General features: G+C 35.1%; 16 protein-coding genes, 1 tRNA gene and 2 pseudogenes. 9 read left to right on the top strand and 10 right to left on the bottom strand.

The window, feature by feature from the left end; all coding sequences use genetic code 11:
* Window positions 1-101: 101 nt before the first annotated feature.
* From AAGD95_RS00465 to AAGD95_RS00475, 3 genes are read left to right on the top strand one after another with little or no spacing between them, the layout of a single operon-like run.
* On the top strand, window positions 102-719 hold the full coding sequence (locus AAGD95_RS00465; RefSeq protein ID WP_341818551.1) for an AAA family ATPase: 618 nt from the start codon (window positions 102-104) through the stop codon (window positions 717-719).
* The gene (locus AAGD95_RS00470) at window positions 706-1200 is read left to right on the top strand and encodes an RNA pyrophosphohydrolase (protein ID WP_410542080.1); all 495 of its coding nucleotides are present in this window, start codon (window positions 706-708) and stop codon (window positions 1198-1200) included. Before AAGD95_RS00465 ends, AAGD95_RS00470 begins: the two co-directional genes overlap by 14 nt.
* Entirely contained in the window at window positions 1197-1985 is a 789-nt protein-coding gene (locus AAGD95_RS00475; RefSeq protein ID WP_341818552.1) for a TatD family hydrolase, read from the top strand. The genes AAGD95_RS00470 and AAGD95_RS00475 overlap by 4 nt, the downstream gene beginning before the upstream one ends.
* Window positions 1986-1999: 14 nt before the next feature.
* On the opposite strand, the gene mdh is transcribed toward AAGD95_RS00475, so the two are convergent.
* From mdh to AAGD95_RS00515, 8 genes and pseudogenes are all read right to left on the bottom strand, one after another.
* Window positions 2000-2950 carry a malate dehydrogenase gene (mdh, locus tag AAGD95_RS00480; RefSeq protein ID WP_265025950.1) on the bottom strand — a complete coding sequence of 317 codons (951 nt, stop codon included), beginning with the start codon at window positions 2948-2950 and terminating at the stop codon, window positions 2000-2002.
* A 3-nt stretch (window positions 2951-2953) separates the two neighbouring features.
* Window positions 2954-3526: an NADH-quinone oxidoreductase subunit C gene (locus AAGD95_RS00485; protein ID WP_265034473.1), complete on the bottom strand. Its 573-nt coding sequence runs from the start codon at window positions 3524-3526 to the stop codon at window positions 2954-2956.
* Entirely contained in the window at window positions 3519-4034 is a 516-nt protein-coding gene (locus AAGD95_RS00490; RefSeq protein ID WP_341818553.1) for an NADH-quinone oxidoreductase subunit B family protein, read from the bottom strand. The genes AAGD95_RS00485 and AAGD95_RS00490 overlap by 8 nt, the downstream gene beginning before the upstream one ends.
* Before the next feature lie 3 nt (window positions 4035-4037).
* Window positions 4038-4391, bottom strand: a complete 354-nt coding sequence (locus AAGD95_RS00495) for an NADH-quinone oxidoreductase subunit A (RefSeq protein ID WP_341818554.1) — start codon at window positions 4389-4391, stop codon at window positions 4038-4040.
* Window positions 4392-4409: 18 nt separating this feature from the next.
* Window positions 4410-4778, bottom strand: coding sequence for an HIT domain-containing protein (locus AAGD95_RS00500; RefSeq protein ID WP_341818555.1), 369 nt, complete (start codon window positions 4776-4778; stop codon window positions 4410-4412).
* Between the two features lie 3 nt (window positions 4779-4781).
* Window positions 4782-5036 (bottom strand): hypothetical protein, encoded by a 255-nt coding sequence (locus tag AAGD95_RS00505; protein ID WP_265034470.1) that lies wholly within the window; start codon window positions 5034-5036, stop codon window positions 4782-4784.
* Window positions 5037-5052: 16 nt separating this feature from the next.
* Window positions 5053-5844, bottom strand: coding sequence for a hypothetical protein (locus AAGD95_RS00510; RefSeq protein ID WP_341818556.1), 792 nt, complete (start codon window positions 5842-5844; stop codon window positions 5053-5055).
* A gap of 177 nt (window positions 5845-6021) precedes the next feature.
* Window positions 6022-6890, bottom strand: a pseudogene (locus tag AAGD95_RS00515) (IS982 family transposase).
* Between the two features lie 106 nt (window positions 6891-6996).
* On the opposite strand from AAGD95_RS00515, the gene AAGD95_RS00520 reads away from it, so the two are divergent.
* Both AAGD95_RS00520 and AAGD95_RS00525 read left to right on the top strand, forming a co-directional pair.
* The gene (locus AAGD95_RS00520; protein WP_341818544.1) at window positions 6997-8364 is read left to right on the top strand and encodes a UDP-N-acetylmuramoyl-tripeptide--D-alanyl-D-alanine ligase; all 1368 of its coding nucleotides are present in this window, start codon (window positions 6997-6999) and stop codon (window positions 8362-8364) included.
* Between the two features lie 50 nt (window positions 8365-8414).
* The gene (locus AAGD95_RS00525; protein ID WP_341818543.1) at window positions 8415-9365 is read left to right on the top strand and encodes a complex I NDUFA9 subunit family protein; all 951 of its coding nucleotides are present in this window, start codon (window positions 8415-8417) and stop codon (window positions 9363-9365) included.
* 8 nt (window positions 9366-9373) lie between these two features.
* Here the strand turns inward: AAGD95_RS00525 and AAGD95_RS00530 are convergent.
* A tRNA-Arg gene (locus AAGD95_RS00530) sits at window positions 9374-9447 on the bottom strand.
* 484 nt (window positions 9448-9931) lie between these two features.
* A pseudogene (locus tag AAGD95_RS00535) lies at window positions 9932-10782 on the bottom strand (IS982 family transposase).
* Window positions 10783-10797: 15 nt separating this feature from the next.
* Here AAGD95_RS00535 and AAGD95_RS00540 point away from each other — a divergent pair.
* The 4 genes from AAGD95_RS00540 to AAGD95_RS00555 all read left to right on the top strand — a co-directional run bounded on the left by AAGD95_RS00540 (window position 10798) and on the right by AAGD95_RS00555 (window position 14528).
* Window positions 10798-11217, top strand: coding sequence for a transposase (locus AAGD95_RS00540; RefSeq protein WP_341818291.1), 420 nt, complete (start codon window positions 10798-10800; stop codon window positions 11215-11217).
* A 784-nt stretch (window positions 11218-12001) separates the two neighbouring features.
* Window positions 12002-12574, top strand: coding sequence for a Holliday junction branch migration protein RuvA (gene ruvA, locus AAGD95_RS00545; protein ID WP_341818557.1), 573 nt, complete (start codon window positions 12002-12004; stop codon window positions 12572-12574).
* Complete coding sequence (ruvB, locus tag AAGD95_RS00550; protein WP_341818558.1) at window positions 12571-13551, top strand: Holliday junction branch migration DNA helicase RuvB; 981 nt, start codon at window positions 12571-12573, stop codon at window positions 13549-13551. Before ruvA ends, ruvB begins: the two co-directional genes overlap by 4 nt.
* Before the next feature lie 77 nt (window positions 13552-13628).
* Entirely contained in the window at window positions 13629-14528 is a 900-nt protein-coding gene (locus tag AAGD95_RS00555) for a hypothetical protein (RefSeq protein ID WP_341818559.1), read from the top strand.
* Window positions 14529-14583 lie beyond the last annotated feature (55 nt).

Raw genomic sequence — 14583 nt, forward strand, 5'->3', positions numbered from 1 at the left:
TTGCCTTTTCTATTCTCCTTTAATCCAGAATTCGCGTTTTTAGCATGTACAATGTACATACTTTTTATATAATTGAGAATAGCTTTTTACTAGTATTCATTATGGGCAAGACTCTCATCTACTTAATCGGCTTTCCAGGCAGTGGTAAGTCTACTACTGCAAAGGAACTGTGTAAAATCATTGATGCGGTGATAGTAAGCAATAATCTATTCAATAATATTATATTTAATATTGTTAAATTACAGAATGCTGAAGTTCCAGATGACCTATGGGAAAAAATTTTTGCAGTTAGAGAAAATATATTAGCAATACTGGAAAAATATTACGTAAAATCAAAACATTATATATTTACAAATGAATTGATAGAGGGTGATCCCTATGATCAGAAGATATACAACTCCGTGATAAATTTAAGTAAGAAAATGGGCGTAAAAATTTTTCCTGTAGTATTACATTGTAATAATGAGGAACTGGTAAAGCGTGTTCAATCAGAAGAAAGGTACCAGGAAAATAAAATTACTGATTCGGATTTTGCTATGAAAAGAATTGAAGGGAAAAGGCTATTTATACCGGAAGGTACACTTGAAATTGGTAACTCAAATTTAAGTGCAAAAGAAGTTGCAAAGAAAATTATTGAAGAGATGAAGGAAGAAAAAAATGGAAAATTAATTAAAACTTCCATAACAAATAATTTAACAACAGGGGATGCTTGTGATTAAGCAGAAAAGTGAATATCGTCCTTGTGTTGGCATAATGCTATTTAACAAACAAGGACATGTCTTTATTGGAAAACGCTTTGATAGCGACTCTTACTGGCAGATGCCACAGGGAGGGGTTGATGATGGTGAGGAACTGGAACAAGCAGCGTTACGTGAGTTGCTAGAGGAAGTTGGTACAGATAAAGCAGAAATTATAGCTAAAAACAAAGATTGGATATACTACGACTTGCCTGAAGAAGTTATACCAATATGCTGGAATGGAAAATATTCTGGTCAAAAGCAAAGGTGGTTCTTAATAAAGTTTTGTGGAGAGGATAAGAATATTGATATTAATTATACTGATCATCCAGAGTTCAAAGAGTGGCGTTGGCAAAGTGTAGATAGTTTAGTAGCCAGTGCTATATCATTTAAAAAAGAAGTTTATAAAACAGTGATAGAAGAGTTTTCTTCTACAATAAAAGCCTCAACAATAAGCTCATGATAGTAGATTCTCATTGCCACTTGATTTATTTTTCCGATGATGAAATACCAAAAGTAATTTCAAGGGCAGAGCAAAATGGTGTAAAGATTTTGCATAACATATGCATAAGCGTTAATGATATTCCTAAATTACTAAAAATTTCTTCATCCTATGATCAAGTTTACTCCTCTGTTGGTGTGCATCCACTTGATGCTGCCATAGAAAACGGTGAGTGTATACATGTTGATGAATTAGTTGAATTTACCAAAAATCAAAAGGTAATTAGTATCGGCGAAACCGGGTTAGATTTTTATAAATCTGGCAACAAAGACAATCAGAAAAAAAGTTTTGCATTGCATATAGAAGCGTCAAGAATAACTGGACTACCTTTAGTTATTCACACAAGAAGCGCTGACAATGAGATGATCGATATGTTAAGGTCAGAAATGAAAGCCGGTGCTTTTAGTGGAGTAATGCACTGCTTTGCTTCTTCTAAAGAACTTGCTTATCAATCTATAGATTTAGGATTATATATTTCATTTTCTGGAATTATTACTTTTAAAAATGCGAGCTTACTCAGAGGAATTGCACAAAATGTACCACGCGAACGTGTTTTAGTCGAAACTGATGCACCATATCTATCACCTGAGCCTTATAGAGGAAAAAAGAACGAACCAGCAATGGTGAAATACGTTGTTGATTGTTTGGCAGAATTATGGAATGAGTCACCAGAACAAGTAGCGGAGGTAACCACAAGCAACTTTTTTAGGCTGTTTACGAAACTTAAGCTCAAAGAAACTCTATAAAACCATTAATTTGCTTATGAACCTAAAGATTTCACCAGCTCTCTCACCGAGTTTACAGATTTATTAAACATTTTTTGTTCACTATCATTCATTTTAACTTCTAGGATCTTTTCAACTCCATTTTTTCCAATAATTACAGGAACACCAATAAACAAATCTTTCACGCCATATTCACCATTAAGGTAAGCAGCACATGGTAATATACGCCTTTTATCTTTTAAATATGACTCTAACATGCATATAGCTGAAGATGCAGGAGCGTAGTATGCAGATCCAGACTTAAGCAGATCAACTATTTCTTTTCCGCCATTGCGAGTGCGTTCAACTATTTCATCAACTTTTTTCTGCGTAATGAGACCCATATCGATAACTTGGGTAAGTGGAATGCCAGCGATAGAAGTGCAATTAATGAGTGGTACCATAGTGTCACCATGTCCTCCAAGCACAAAAGCAGATATATCTTCAACTGAGATATTTAATTCACTTGCAAGAAAATAACGAAAACGGGAAGAATCAAGCACTCCTGCCATTCCAACAACCATATTAGCTGGAAGGTTTGAAAATTTATGCACCACTGAAACCATGGCATCCAGAGGGTTGGTAACCACTATTACAAACACGTTTGGAGAATGTTTTTTAATATTTTCGCCAACCTCCTTCATTACTTTAGCATTGGTTTGCAGGAGGTCATCCCTGCTCATTCCTGGTTTTCTGGCAATGCCAGCGGTTATTATAATTGCATCGGAGTTTTTTATATCTTCATACCTATTTGTCCCAGTAATATTGACATTAAATCCATCAATAGGGGATGATTCTGCTATGTCGAGTGCTTTACCTTGTGGTATTCCATCACTAATATCAAGTAAAACAACATCACCGAGTTCCCTTAGTGCAATCATATGGGCGAGAGTTCCACCGATATTTCCTGCACCGATTAAAGATATTTTTTTTCTTTGTACTGTCATTTTCTACTCCTTTGTATTTACTTTTATGGTTTTACTTTCCCAAGGTGATAGGCTATCAAACATACGAAAATCTTGCGGTAAATCTATAGGATTATATACAACCTTTTTTGCCTCTATATCATATCTTACTTCCTCATAACCAGTGAGAGGGAAATCTTTTAACATTGGATGACCTTTGAATCCATAATCTGTTAGAATCCTACGCAAATCAGGGTGATCAGAGAATTCTATTCCATACATATCAAACACTTCACGCTCAAACCACGAAGCTGTGCTAAATATCTTCGCTACACTTGGAAGTATGTCGCTTTCACATAACTGAAGCTTTATGTGTACTCTAATATTATGCACAATGCTGAGCAGATTGTATATTAGCTCGAAACGCTTCTCTCTATTTGGATAGTCAACTCCAAAAATATCAACTAATAGTTCAAACCTACACTTTTCATCATCACGTAGAAAGAGTAAGTGCTTTTCAATTTCATCTAAAGTTGAATATATTACAATAATGCCATCATCTTTTTGAATGCACTCACACTTGGTCTTTTTTTGTATATGCCTTGCAGTTTTATCCATGCTTTATATTCTGAGTTCGTTTTATTTTGTTTTGTAGGCATAGCATTCCATATAGCAATGCCTCAGCAGTTGGTGGACATCCAGGGACATACACGTCAACTGGCACAATTCTATCACAGCCTCGGACTACTGAATAAGAGTAATGGTAATAACCACCACCATTTGCACAACTTCCCATAGAAATAACATACTTCGGGTCTGCCATTTGATCATAAACCTTGCGCAATGCTGCTGCCATTTTATTAGTTAGTGTGCCAGCAACAATCATCACATCTGATTGACGTGGGCTTGCACGGAACATTATACCATATCTATCAAGATCATAACGGCTGGATGCAGTATGCATCATCTCAACTGCGCAACATGCAAGACCAAATGTCATTGGCCACAATGAACCAGACCTTGCCCAATTCATTACATAATCTATTAAATCACCAAATTTAGTAACAAGAAACCCTTCTTTTTTATAACGACCCCAGTCATCATTAGATAGCATTTGATTTGTCATAAACTACTCCCACTCTAATGCACCTTTACACCATTCATAGATAAAACCTATAGTGAGTATTGCAAGAAATACCATCATAGACCAAAATCCACCATAGCTTATATTAGATAAAGAAACAGCCCAAGGAAAAAGAAAAGCAATTTCTAAGTCAAATATTATAAATAATATTGAAACTAGGTAAAATTTAATGTCAAAATTTTTTCTTGCACTGGATAGTGGATTGAAGCCACACTCATATGTGGAAAGCTTTTCACCATCTGGCTTACTCACTGCAAGAAACATAGGCAATATACCTAAAGCAAAAGATACTACAATTGATACGCAGATAAAAATTACTATGGTTAAGTATTCGCTCATTTAACAAAACATATAACACTATGAATTTACATGCTTTCCTAACTTTTTACCACCTAAAATATGCACGTGAAAGTGTGGTACAACCTGCTCTCCATTTTCACCGTAGTTAGTGACTAATCTATATCCTGTTTTTTCTAGATTATATTTGTGTGCTATTTCTCTAACAGTTTTGAAAAAGCTTATTATCTTCTCTTCAGGAGCTTTTAGAATGAAGTCATCATATGAAACATATTGATTTTTTGGTATAACTAAAATGTGAACTGGTGCGTCAGGGTACTTATCACAAAAAGCCAGTACATTTTCATTTTCATGTACCTTCTCACAAGGTAACTCACCTCTTAATATTTGAGCAAAGATGTTATCGTTATCATAAACTTCATTGCTCATATTTTAAGAGCGACCTTTCCCTCTTCCTTCGTTTTTCTCTACACTAGGTGTAGATAGTGGTTTTATCGTTTCACCAGAAGCATCTTCAAGATTTAAAGAGCTTACAAGTTCCCTTACTTTTACCATGTCCTGCTGTTCTTTCAAAGAGGTTTCTATTCCACTTACCCTTTTTCCAGTAATAACTCCTGGTTGTAAGTGATACATATCCCCAGGAACAGTTAGACTATGATGTCTTTCCTCTATTTTTATTTCACTCATAACATTCCCCTATAACTTATTTTTGCATTCCACAACTTTGCGACTTACCTGCTTTTATAGCTTCTTGCGCCCATTTTTTCTCACCTGAAGCTATAGTTTCTGAAGGCTGACCAGCCTTTAGTAACTCTTCGCTATTTGTAGGTCCTGCAGGTTTCGTAGCTCCTGATAACTGCTTTTGATTATCATATTCCTTATACAATTTTTCTGCAATACCATTTAGCAATTTTAAGTCTGTGTGAACTTTAAATTCTCCACCAGTAATTTCTGCCAGCTTCTTAAGGTCTTCGTCAACTTTATTAGCAATTCCTTTAAGAACAAGCTCTTTTATCTCTTCTGGACTCTTTCCTTTATTTTTAGAGTCAGTTTTAATGTCTTCAATTATTTTTTTAACATCAACTTCAATTACAATTTTGTTTTCTTCTCTAAAAATAGTTACATTCGGTAAACCTACTTTTATTTTACCCAATTGTTCATCGTTCAAATAAGGTATATCTCCCGTCAAAGTCCTTGACGCTAAAAAAGCTACCTTTCCTGTCCCTTTCTTTTGCTCTGTTATTTCTACACCAAGATTCTCACTAGCTTGTGTGGTTTCTATAGGTGGATCATATTCCCTTTTTTCTTTAGGTACATCTATACCAACAGCTTCCTTTAACGAAACTGTGGCATCATGTTTCATTTCACCCGTTGAAGCAAACGGCTTCTCTATAGGGTAAATAAGTGCTTTAGGCACAAGAGCAAGGACCCGATCTGTAGCTTTTACACCTGTTTTAACTACTCCGCCTATCTTAGCCCAAATAGATTCTGCCATACATACCTCCAAGGTACTTTCTACAACTAAATACATTTTAATTATAGACGAAAAAATTTAAACTTCTATATCCATTATAAGATAGAATTATAGGGATTGCAACCATTATTTATACATTGTCTAAAACATGTGGTATTTGCTACTTTATTCAATTTACTTTAAAACGCGAATTCTGGATTAAGGAAGGAAGAAAGTATAGGAAATAGAAGGCTTTTTGGATTTGATGGAATAGGAAATGAGAGTAGAAAAGATATGAACCAAAAAATTAACAGGGGATCTATGGCGAGTGTGTTCAATTTCTAGTCTATTTTTTAGGTAACCAAAAACAGTCTCAATGATAGACCTTTTTCTCAGTAAAATCTTCTCATTTAGCGAAATCAATGCATTTTTCATACCTTTTTTCACCTTGGTAACAAGTTTCAAACCTCGGTCAAACAGCTTCTGAAAAAGCTCTTTTGCAATATAACCTTTGTCACCAAACAAAAGGCCGGTTAATTTTTCCGTCAGATTTGGCACAGGTATCCTATCATCAACATTGCCTTTTGTTAGCGTAAGTGAATGAATTTCACCATTTTCATTGATTACCATATGTAATTTGAAACCAAAAAACCAGCCGTAAGTACTCTTGCTTAATTTTGCAATTCCAGCAAAAACTTTGTTTTTGGATATTCTTTTTGCATGACAAACTGCAATGGGGTTGTGTCTATATATGAAATTCCAGTGTTTTCTGACTGTCCACAAAGCCAATGCAACAACATTGCTAAATGCCACAAAACCCTAGGCTTTAGAGCAACAAACCTGGTATATGAAGGCAACTTTGGAAACTCTGATTTGTAGAGCAACGTTAGGTAATGTAGATAGAAAGTTTTGAAATTTTTACACGGAGATTGTTGATATAGCAGGATTATTGTCATGATTTCGGAGTGCTCAATTTCCGTTGTTCTTGTGGGTTTTTTACCATTTGGCAGTAGTTTACCTGCAAAATTTTTCTCTATATCTCTGCAAAAATCATCGACCAAACAAAACAGTTTTGTTATATCTTCCATGGTTAACCTCATCTATTTTTTTATAACTGCTGAGTTTACCCTGTTTTCTTGCCTTTTCTATTCTCCTTTAATCCAGAATTCGCGTTTAAAGAGTACTCTCTAAATCATGTTTAAATGGAACACAAATAATATCATTGATGCAACTGGCGGAAGAGGAGAGGGAGGTTGTTACAGCTCAAATATTTCAACGGACACAAGAAGCATAAAAAAAGATGATTTATTTATTGCACTCAAGGGAAAGAATTTTGATGGCCATAATTTTTTGCATGAAGCGTTTTTAAAAGGGGCTGCCGCTGCAATAGTGAGTGAGGGTAAATATAAAAGTTTCCCTCTCGTTATTGTACAAGATACCCTGAAAGCTTTGCACGATATGGCATCATACTATATTAGAAATGTTCTTGTTGACGCTAAAGTTATTGCAATTACAGGCAGTGTCGGGAAAACTACTACAAAGGATATGCTGCACACTGTTTTATTGCAATATGGAGTGTCCCATGCAAACGAAGGTAACTTAAATAATAATATAGGATTGCCTTTGACAATTCTAAAAGCTCCAAAAAACTGCCAGTACTTAATCCTTGAAATGGGAATGAATAAAGCTGGTGAAATAAAAGAATTATCAAAGATTAGTAATCCGAATATTGCAGTTATTACCAACATCGAACCTGCACATACTGAAAATTTTTCATCACTATTTGACGTTGCACAAGCGAAGTTAGAGATTCTGTATGGTATGAAAAATAACGGTACTTTGATTTTGAACAGAGATAATAAATATTATGATTATCTCTCATCACATGCCAATAGAAATGTAATAAGCTTCGGTAAAGATAAAAATGCTGAAGTTTGTTTGTTGGACCTAATAAGAAATGATGACGGGCTAAATTTAAAAATCAGGCTGAGTGACAATCAAACTATAAACTGTAATTTACGTGTGCAAGGTGAGCATTTTGCTTGTTCGCTACTTGTTGCAGCAGCAGTTGTGCAGAGCCTCGGACTTGATTTATCAAAATTACCACTTGCACTTAAGAATTTTAGTGTAACGAAAGGTAGAGGCAATATTCATAAGGTCAAATACAATAAAAAATATATACATTTAATTGATGACTCCTATAACGCCAGCCCTACTTCGATGAAAACTGCAATAAAAACTTTGAGTACATATTCTAATCAGAGAAAAGTAGCTTTGCTTGGTGATATGTTGGAACTTGGTGATAAGAGCATAGAATTCCATACAGATTTGGTTAAGATTATCACAGAAAATAATATAGATAAAGTTTATACAGTTGGTAAATCTATGTTAGAATTACATGAGCTTTTGCCAGATAATATAAGAGGCGCACATTTTAATGATTCTAATCAATTGAAAAGTGATTTAGCTAACATTATTCAGAATAATGACGCAATTCTAGTTAAAGGTTCACAAGGAATGAAAATGGATCTTATTGTACGGGAATTCATAATAGAATATTAAGCAAAATCATTGTATTAATTTACAGTAACAAATTATTAGGAACTTTAATTGTGACAAAACGTGTAATTATTTTTGGTGGAACGGGGTTTATAGGGAAACACATCGTAAGACGCTTGGCAGCAGAAGGATATTTAATAAAGATATTCACTCGTAATCAGGAAAAAGCTGCTTGTTTAAAATTGTGTGGCAATTTGGGACAAATATCAATATTTAAAGGCGATTTTTTTGATGAAAAATCAGTTCTGGAGGGTATGGAAGAATGTGATGTAGCCATAAACTTAGTGGGAATATTATATGAAGCAAAAAAGCACAATTTTTACGCTGTTCACGTTAAAATAGCTGAAAGGATAGCAAAAGCTGCAAAAATGAAAAATGTACCTATGATGATACATTTTTCTGCTATGGGAATAGAAAATAGCAAGTTGTCAAAATATGCTCAAAGTAAATTGGAAGGTGAAAAAGCTGTAACTTCAGCATTTCAAGAAGCAATAATAATTAGGCCAAGCCTTGTATTTGGTAAGGAAGATAACTTCTTTAATAAATTTGCAAGATTAGCAACTATTCTTCCTTTCTTACCACTAATTGGCAATGGAACGACTAAATTTCAGCCCATATGTGTAACAGACTTAGCTGAAGTGGTATATCGTATTATCAGTTTTAATAAGCAAGACAAGAAAATTTATAACATGGGCGGACCAAAGGTTTACTCTTTCAAAAGCTTATTGAAGTTTATTCTGAATGTTACTAACAGAAAGTGTTTGTTGATCAATGTATCTTTTCCAATGGCAAAGTTAATAGCTTTCTTTTTAGAAAATAAAATTATTTCTATGCTGCTAAAACCAATAACCGGAGATACGAACCCTGTGCTTACTCAAGATCAGGTGAAAGTTATGATGAATAGCTCAATCGAAAAGTCAGCTGACCTTGAAACAATGAAGGTTCGACCATTAGCAATTGAAAATGTGGTGCCAGAATACTTGAAGATTTATAGAAAGTATTGATAGAAGAGTGTGCCCGGTGGGATTCGAACCTACGACCCACAGTTTAGAAGGCTGTTGCTCTATCCAGCTGAGCTACGGGCACACAACATATATAAAATGCTTCTTAGTACAAGTGAAGTCAAGTATTTCGTGTGAATATGATGTTTATCTTGCAACACCTTGTCATTGCAATTGTGTGTCACGCGCTGCCGAAATTGGATGCGAGAAGTCTATTTATTTTAGAAAATGTTATATAGAAACTTCCTTGACAAACCTCGCCACCCCCCTTATCATGAAACTGAAGGTATTCAGTTATCTTCATCTGTGCAGATTAAACAGCAAGAAAACAACGTAGTTGGCGTCTTATGTTCAATTTTTTGCAGTATATAGATACTGTATGTCTTTACAAAACTTCATCCACATCTAGATTTTTATCTAAATAAGCTGAACGCGCTTATAAAGCGTTACAAGACATCAAAAAATGCCAATACTTGACAGAGATAGTAAAGGACTAGCTAACTCGGGGATTCTTTGTCTTTTTTTTCTGCTTAGTAAATTTCTTAAACATTTGTAACGCGAATTCTGGATTAAGGAAGGAAGAAAGTATAGGAAATAGAAGGCTTTTTGGATTTGATGGAATAGGAAATGAGAGTAGAAAAGATATGAACCAAAAAATTAACAGGGGATCTATGGCGAGTGTGTTCAATTTCTAGTCTATTTTTTAGGTAACCAAAAACAGTCTCAATGATAGACCTTTTTCTCAGTAAAATCTTCTCATTTAGCGAAATCAATGCATTTTTCATACCTTTTTTCACCTTGGTAACAAGTTTCAAACCTCGGTCAAACAGCTTCTGAAAAAGCTCTTTTGCAATATAACCTTTGTCACCAAACAAAAGGCCGGTTAATTTTTCCGTCAGATTTGGCACAGGTATCCTATCATCAACATTGCCTTTTGTTAGCGTAAGTGAATGAATTTCACCATTTTCATTGATTACCATATGTAATTTGAAACCAAAAAACCAGCCGTAAGTACTCTTGCTTAATTTTGCAATTCCAGCAAAAACTTTGTTTTTGGATATTCTTTTTGCATGACAAACTGCAATGGGGTTGTGTCTATATATGAAATTCCAGTGTTTTCTGACTGTCCACAAAGCCAATGCAACAACATTGCTAAATGCCACAAAACCCTAGGCTTTAGAGCAACAAACCTGGTATATGAAGGCAACTTTGGAAACTCTGATTTGTAGAGCAACGTTAGGTAATGTAGATAGAAAGTTTTGAAATTTTTACACGGAGATTGTTGATATAGCAGGATTATTGTCATGATTTCGGAGTGCTCAATTTCCGTTGTTCTTGTGGGTTTTTTACCATTTGGCAGTAGTTTACCTGCAAAATTTTTCTCTATATCTCTGCAAAAATCATCGACCAAACAAAACAGTTTGTTATATCTTCCATGGTTAACCTCATCTGTTTTTTTATAACTGCTGAGTTTACCCTGTTTTCTTGCCTTTTCTATTCTCCTTTAATCCAGAATTCGCGTCTTAAGCAGTGTAATCAATATGGCATAAAAACGAAAATTCCTCCGAAAAACAACGCAGCAGAGCATCCAAAATTGGATTATATGCTTGATAGAAATGCCGCTATTCAGTTAATGAAATTACATGGTGAGAATGGTATAAAAAGATGGAAAGAAGAAGTAAATTACGGAAAAAGATCGTATATTGAAGAATTTTTCTCAAGGTTGAAGCGAATATTTGGGTTTAGTTTTAAGAATAAATCTGAGACAAATAGAGAGAAGGAACTACTTATTAAATGCTACTTAATGAACAAATTTACTGCAATTGGTATGCCTAAATTTGAAATAGTCGCATAAAATTATTTACTCTGGAAAAAACTTACGTTGCTATGCAACAAAGCCCACTGGAATCCAGGAATTTTGATTGGGCACTAAGTTGGTGAGTATAAAAGTATAGCTAACGCGAGCTCTACGTCATACCACCACGGTATCTCTTAGCCGCTAACACGTAGCGGGACGACAGCAATCCTACGTCATACCGCCGCGGTATCTCTAGATCCCGCTAACAAGCAGCGGGATGACGATTGTCGTTTAGCCATAAACATTAAGAAATTTACCAAACGAAAAAAAGGCAAGAGAAGCCCCGTTGGTGGTTGGCTATTTACTATGTACTAAAATATCGGCGTTTTTTTATTCTAAAACGCTTGATTAAGAGCGATTTAGCTGCTTTTAACTTGCAACTTACCTACACCGCAAGTGTTTAAGAAATTTACTAAGCAGGAAAAAAGGCAAAGAAACCCCGTAGTAGCTAGCATTCAAATTCTCCCTTGTCAATTTGACGTTTTTTGCTGTCTTAAACGCTTTGTAAGCGCGTTTCGGCTTATATAGGTAAAAACCTAAAAATTTTTAAAGACATGCGATGCACGTAGTGCGAAAAATTAAACGTGAGACGCCAAATACCCTAAGTTTTTTGTCATTAACCTGCACAGATTGCGAAGATAAATAAATAGCTTCAGTCTCATGATAAGGGGGCTGGCGGAGTTTGTCAAGTGGTTTTTTAGCCACGTTTCCCTGTTATAATGTTCGTTTGCTTGACCTAAGATCCAGGAGTATTTAAACTGAACTCTATATAGTGTTAAAAATGATAGGAAATCTAAGCGGAATAGTTGATGAAGTGCGCAGCGATCACATAATCCTGAATGTGAATGATGTTGGCTATATGGTGTATCTTTCAGCCAAAACTTTAAGTGCTTGTGCAATTGGAAGTAGAATCAAATTACTTATCGAAACCTATGCAAATAACAGAGAAAACACTACTCAGCTATATGGTTTTATAAGCAAAGAAGAACAGCAGTGCTTGAGGTTGCTAGTTAAAGTAAGCGGTGTTAGCTATAAAACTGCAATGTCAATTTTGAGTAAATTAACTCCAGAACAGCTATTTTTGGCAATTATGAATGAAGATAAAGTAACACTCAAGATGAGTGGACTTGGCCTGAAACTCATAAATCGAATCATCACTGAATTGAGTGGCAAAGTAAGTAAACTAGAAATAAATAACAATAACTTTAATCCAATTAATGAAGATGCCCTTTCAGCATTGATCAATCTTGGGTATGAAAAAATGAAAGCTTATGATACGATAAAAAAAATACAAGACGAACCGTCAAACCTGGACACTAAGGATATTATTCGCATGGCGCTTAAAACACTATGAAATCAATATCGTGCGGTAAAGAATATACTGAAGATGTGCGCAATATTAACATCAGGCCTGAGCAACTTGATGATTTTGTCGGGCAAAAAGACTTAATACAAAATTTAAAAGTGTTTATAAACGCTGCGCAGACGAGAACTGAAGCTTTAGATCACGTCTTATTGTACGGTCCTCCAGGGCTTGGCAAAACAACTTTAGCACAAATTGTTTCTAAAGAATTAAGAGTTAGCTTTCGCGCAACTTCTGGTCCTTTACTTAGTAAAGCTGGGGACTTGGCTGCAGTGCTTACCACTTTAAATGCAAAAGATGTTCTATTTATCGACGAAATCCATAGATTAAATCGCAGCATCGAAGAAGTTTTATATACTGCTATGGAAGATTTTTGCTTGGACATATTAGTAGGTGAAGGTCCATCTACTCGCACTTTAAGGATAGATCTACCACCATTTACGCTAATTGGAGCAACTACACGGCTTGGATTACTTTCTGCGCCACTCAGAGATCGTTTTGGCATTCCTTTGCATCTTGAGTTTTATTCTTTTGAGGAGCTAGTCGATATTATAAAAAGAGGCGCAAGAGTTCTTTCTGCTGAAATTGAAGATGGTGCTGCGCGGGAAATTGCCTGCCGTGCGCGCGGTACTCCAAGAATTGCTTTGAGGTTACTCAGAAGGATAAGGGATTTTGTTGAAGTGAAAGATGATAAAAAAATCACTTATGAAGTCGCTGATTCTGTATTGCTAAAATTGGGTGTAGATAAAATGGGACTTAATAAACTTGATATGCATTATCTAAGATTTTTATTCAACACCTCAGGACCTGTTGGAATTGACACTATATCTATTGCACTATCTGAGGATGTTGGCAATATTGAAGAAACAGTAGAACCTTATTTAATCAAAATTAGTTTTGTAAAGCGCACACCAAGAGGACGCGTTCTAACCGACCAAGCAAAGGAGTATTTGAGCTTTCAACATTAAACATCATAATTTATATTGATTAATCGGCATGATATCTATATGCTAATATTTATATATTAAGAATAATGGAGACATATATGTTAACTAATAGCACTGAAACTGTATCTTTGATTGGAACTTCTTCTAATTTAAATATCAGTCCTTCTGATAATCATCCAATTTCGGATACTAAAAATGTACCTAAATCAACAATTGAAACTTTTCCTGATCAAAGTGTAAGTGATGATTCTTATGCAGTGGAAAAAGGACTTCCTGATAATGCGCCCAAACTTGCACCAGGCGAGAGGCCGTTTACAGGTACCAAAGATACACGTGACTGTAGTAAAGTTATAGATCTTGATGATGAAGAAACAAGACGTAAATTCTTTTCTGCTGCTAAAACTGACAAAGAAGGACAAAATGAGCATAGGGGTAAGTATGTTGTAGGCAAAGTTCTTGACGAAGTTATTAGTGAAGTAAAGAAACATTTTCCTCACTATAAAGCAGTAAATCTTAGAACAGGTAGAAAGCCAGGTAAGCCTGAACTTACTGCAAGAGTTATGCTAGACAATATACAAGAAGGGATAAATATAGCTAAATTTTTAAATAGTGATGTGTGCAAACAATATAACATAAAAGCATTTACATTGTTACTACCTCCAAGCGAAAAAAGAGGGATACGTCTCCGAATTGACGAACATGGAACAAAAATTTACGAAGTGGCAAATGGGTCATATGAGATGACTCTGAAGTGGCATGTTGAAGGAAAGGAATGTAATATTAAAATTAACATTTATGATAATGGCTCCGTAGAACTTATTGAGAGTAACGGTGTTACTAAAGAGCAATTGGCTGCAAATAATCTAAAAATAGGAAGGCAATATGAAGCAAAGCCTTTACATGAAGCGTTAGTATCACAATTGCCACAAACACAATTACAACAAGGCTCTGAAGTAGTAAAAGTTTTGCCACAATCTTCACAAGTGCAACAGATGTGAGCATAACGCGAAAACATCAAGCTTCTGCTGCTCACAATAGGTAAAGTAGTGAAAA

Origin of the sequence: Wolbachia endosymbiont (group B) of Ennomos erosarius (genome assembly GCF_964026905.1) — a bacterium.
Taxonomy (GTDB): Bacteria; Pseudomonadota; Alphaproteobacteria; order Rickettsiales; family Anaplasmataceae; genus Wolbachia.

Bases quoted from the DNA above. Each gene is read 5' to 3' on its own strand.
- ruvA (WP_341818557.1), top strand. From the start codon at position 12,002: ATGATAGGAAATCTAAGCGGAATAGTTGATGAAGTGCGCAGCGATCAC.
- ruvB (WP_341818558.1), top strand. From the start codon at position 12,571: ATGAAATCAATATCGTGCGGTAAAGAATATACTGAAGATGTGCGCAAT.
- AAGD95_RS00510 (WP_341818556.1), bottom strand. From the start codon at position 5,844: ATGGCAGAATCTATTTGGGCTAAGATAGGCGGAGTAGTTAAAACAGGT.
- AAGD95_RS00485 (WP_265034473.1), bottom strand. From the start codon at position 3,526: ATGGATAAAACTGCAAGGCATATACAAAAAAAGACCAAGTGTGAGTGC.
- AAGD95_RS00520 (WP_341818544.1), top strand. From the start codon at position 6,997: ATGTTTAAATGGAACACAAATAATATCATTGATGCAACTGGCGGAAGA.
- AAGD95_RS00495 (WP_341818554.1), bottom strand. From the start codon at position 4,391: ATGAGCGAATACTTAACCATAGTAATTTTTATCTGCGTATCAATTGTA.
- AAGD95_RS00470 (WP_410542080.1), top strand. From the start codon at position 706: ATGCTTGTGATTAAGCAGAAAAGTGAATATCGTCCTTGTGTTGGCATA.
- AAGD95_RS00555 (WP_341818559.1), top strand. From the start codon at position 13,629: ATGTTAACTAATAGCACTGAAACTGTATCTTTGATTGGAACTTCTTCT.
- mdh (WP_265025950.1), bottom strand. From the start codon at position 2,950: ATGACAGTACAAAGAAAAAAAATATCTTTAATCGGTGCAGGAAATATC.
- AAGD95_RS00475 (WP_341818552.1), top strand. From the start codon at position 1,197: ATGATAGTAGATTCTCATTGCCACTTGATTTATTTTTCCGATGATGAA.
- AAGD95_RS00465 (WP_341818551.1), top strand. From the start codon at position 102: ATGGGCAAGACTCTCATCTACTTAATCGGCTTTCCAGGCAGTGGTAAG.
- AAGD95_RS00540 (WP_341818291.1), top strand. From the start codon at position 10,798: ATGGTTAACCTCATCTGTTTTTTTATAACTGCTGAGTTTACCCTGTTT.
- AAGD95_RS00490 (WP_341818553.1), bottom strand. From the start codon at position 4,034: ATGACAAATCAAATGCTATCTAATGATGACTGGGGTCGTTATAAAAAA.
- AAGD95_RS00500 (WP_341818555.1), bottom strand. From the start codon at position 4,778: ATGAGCAATGAAGTTTATGATAACGATAACATCTTTGCTCAAATATTA.
- AAGD95_RS00505 (WP_265034470.1), bottom strand. From the start codon at position 5,036: ATGAGTGAAATAAAAATAGAGGAAAGACATCATAGTCTAACTGTTCCT.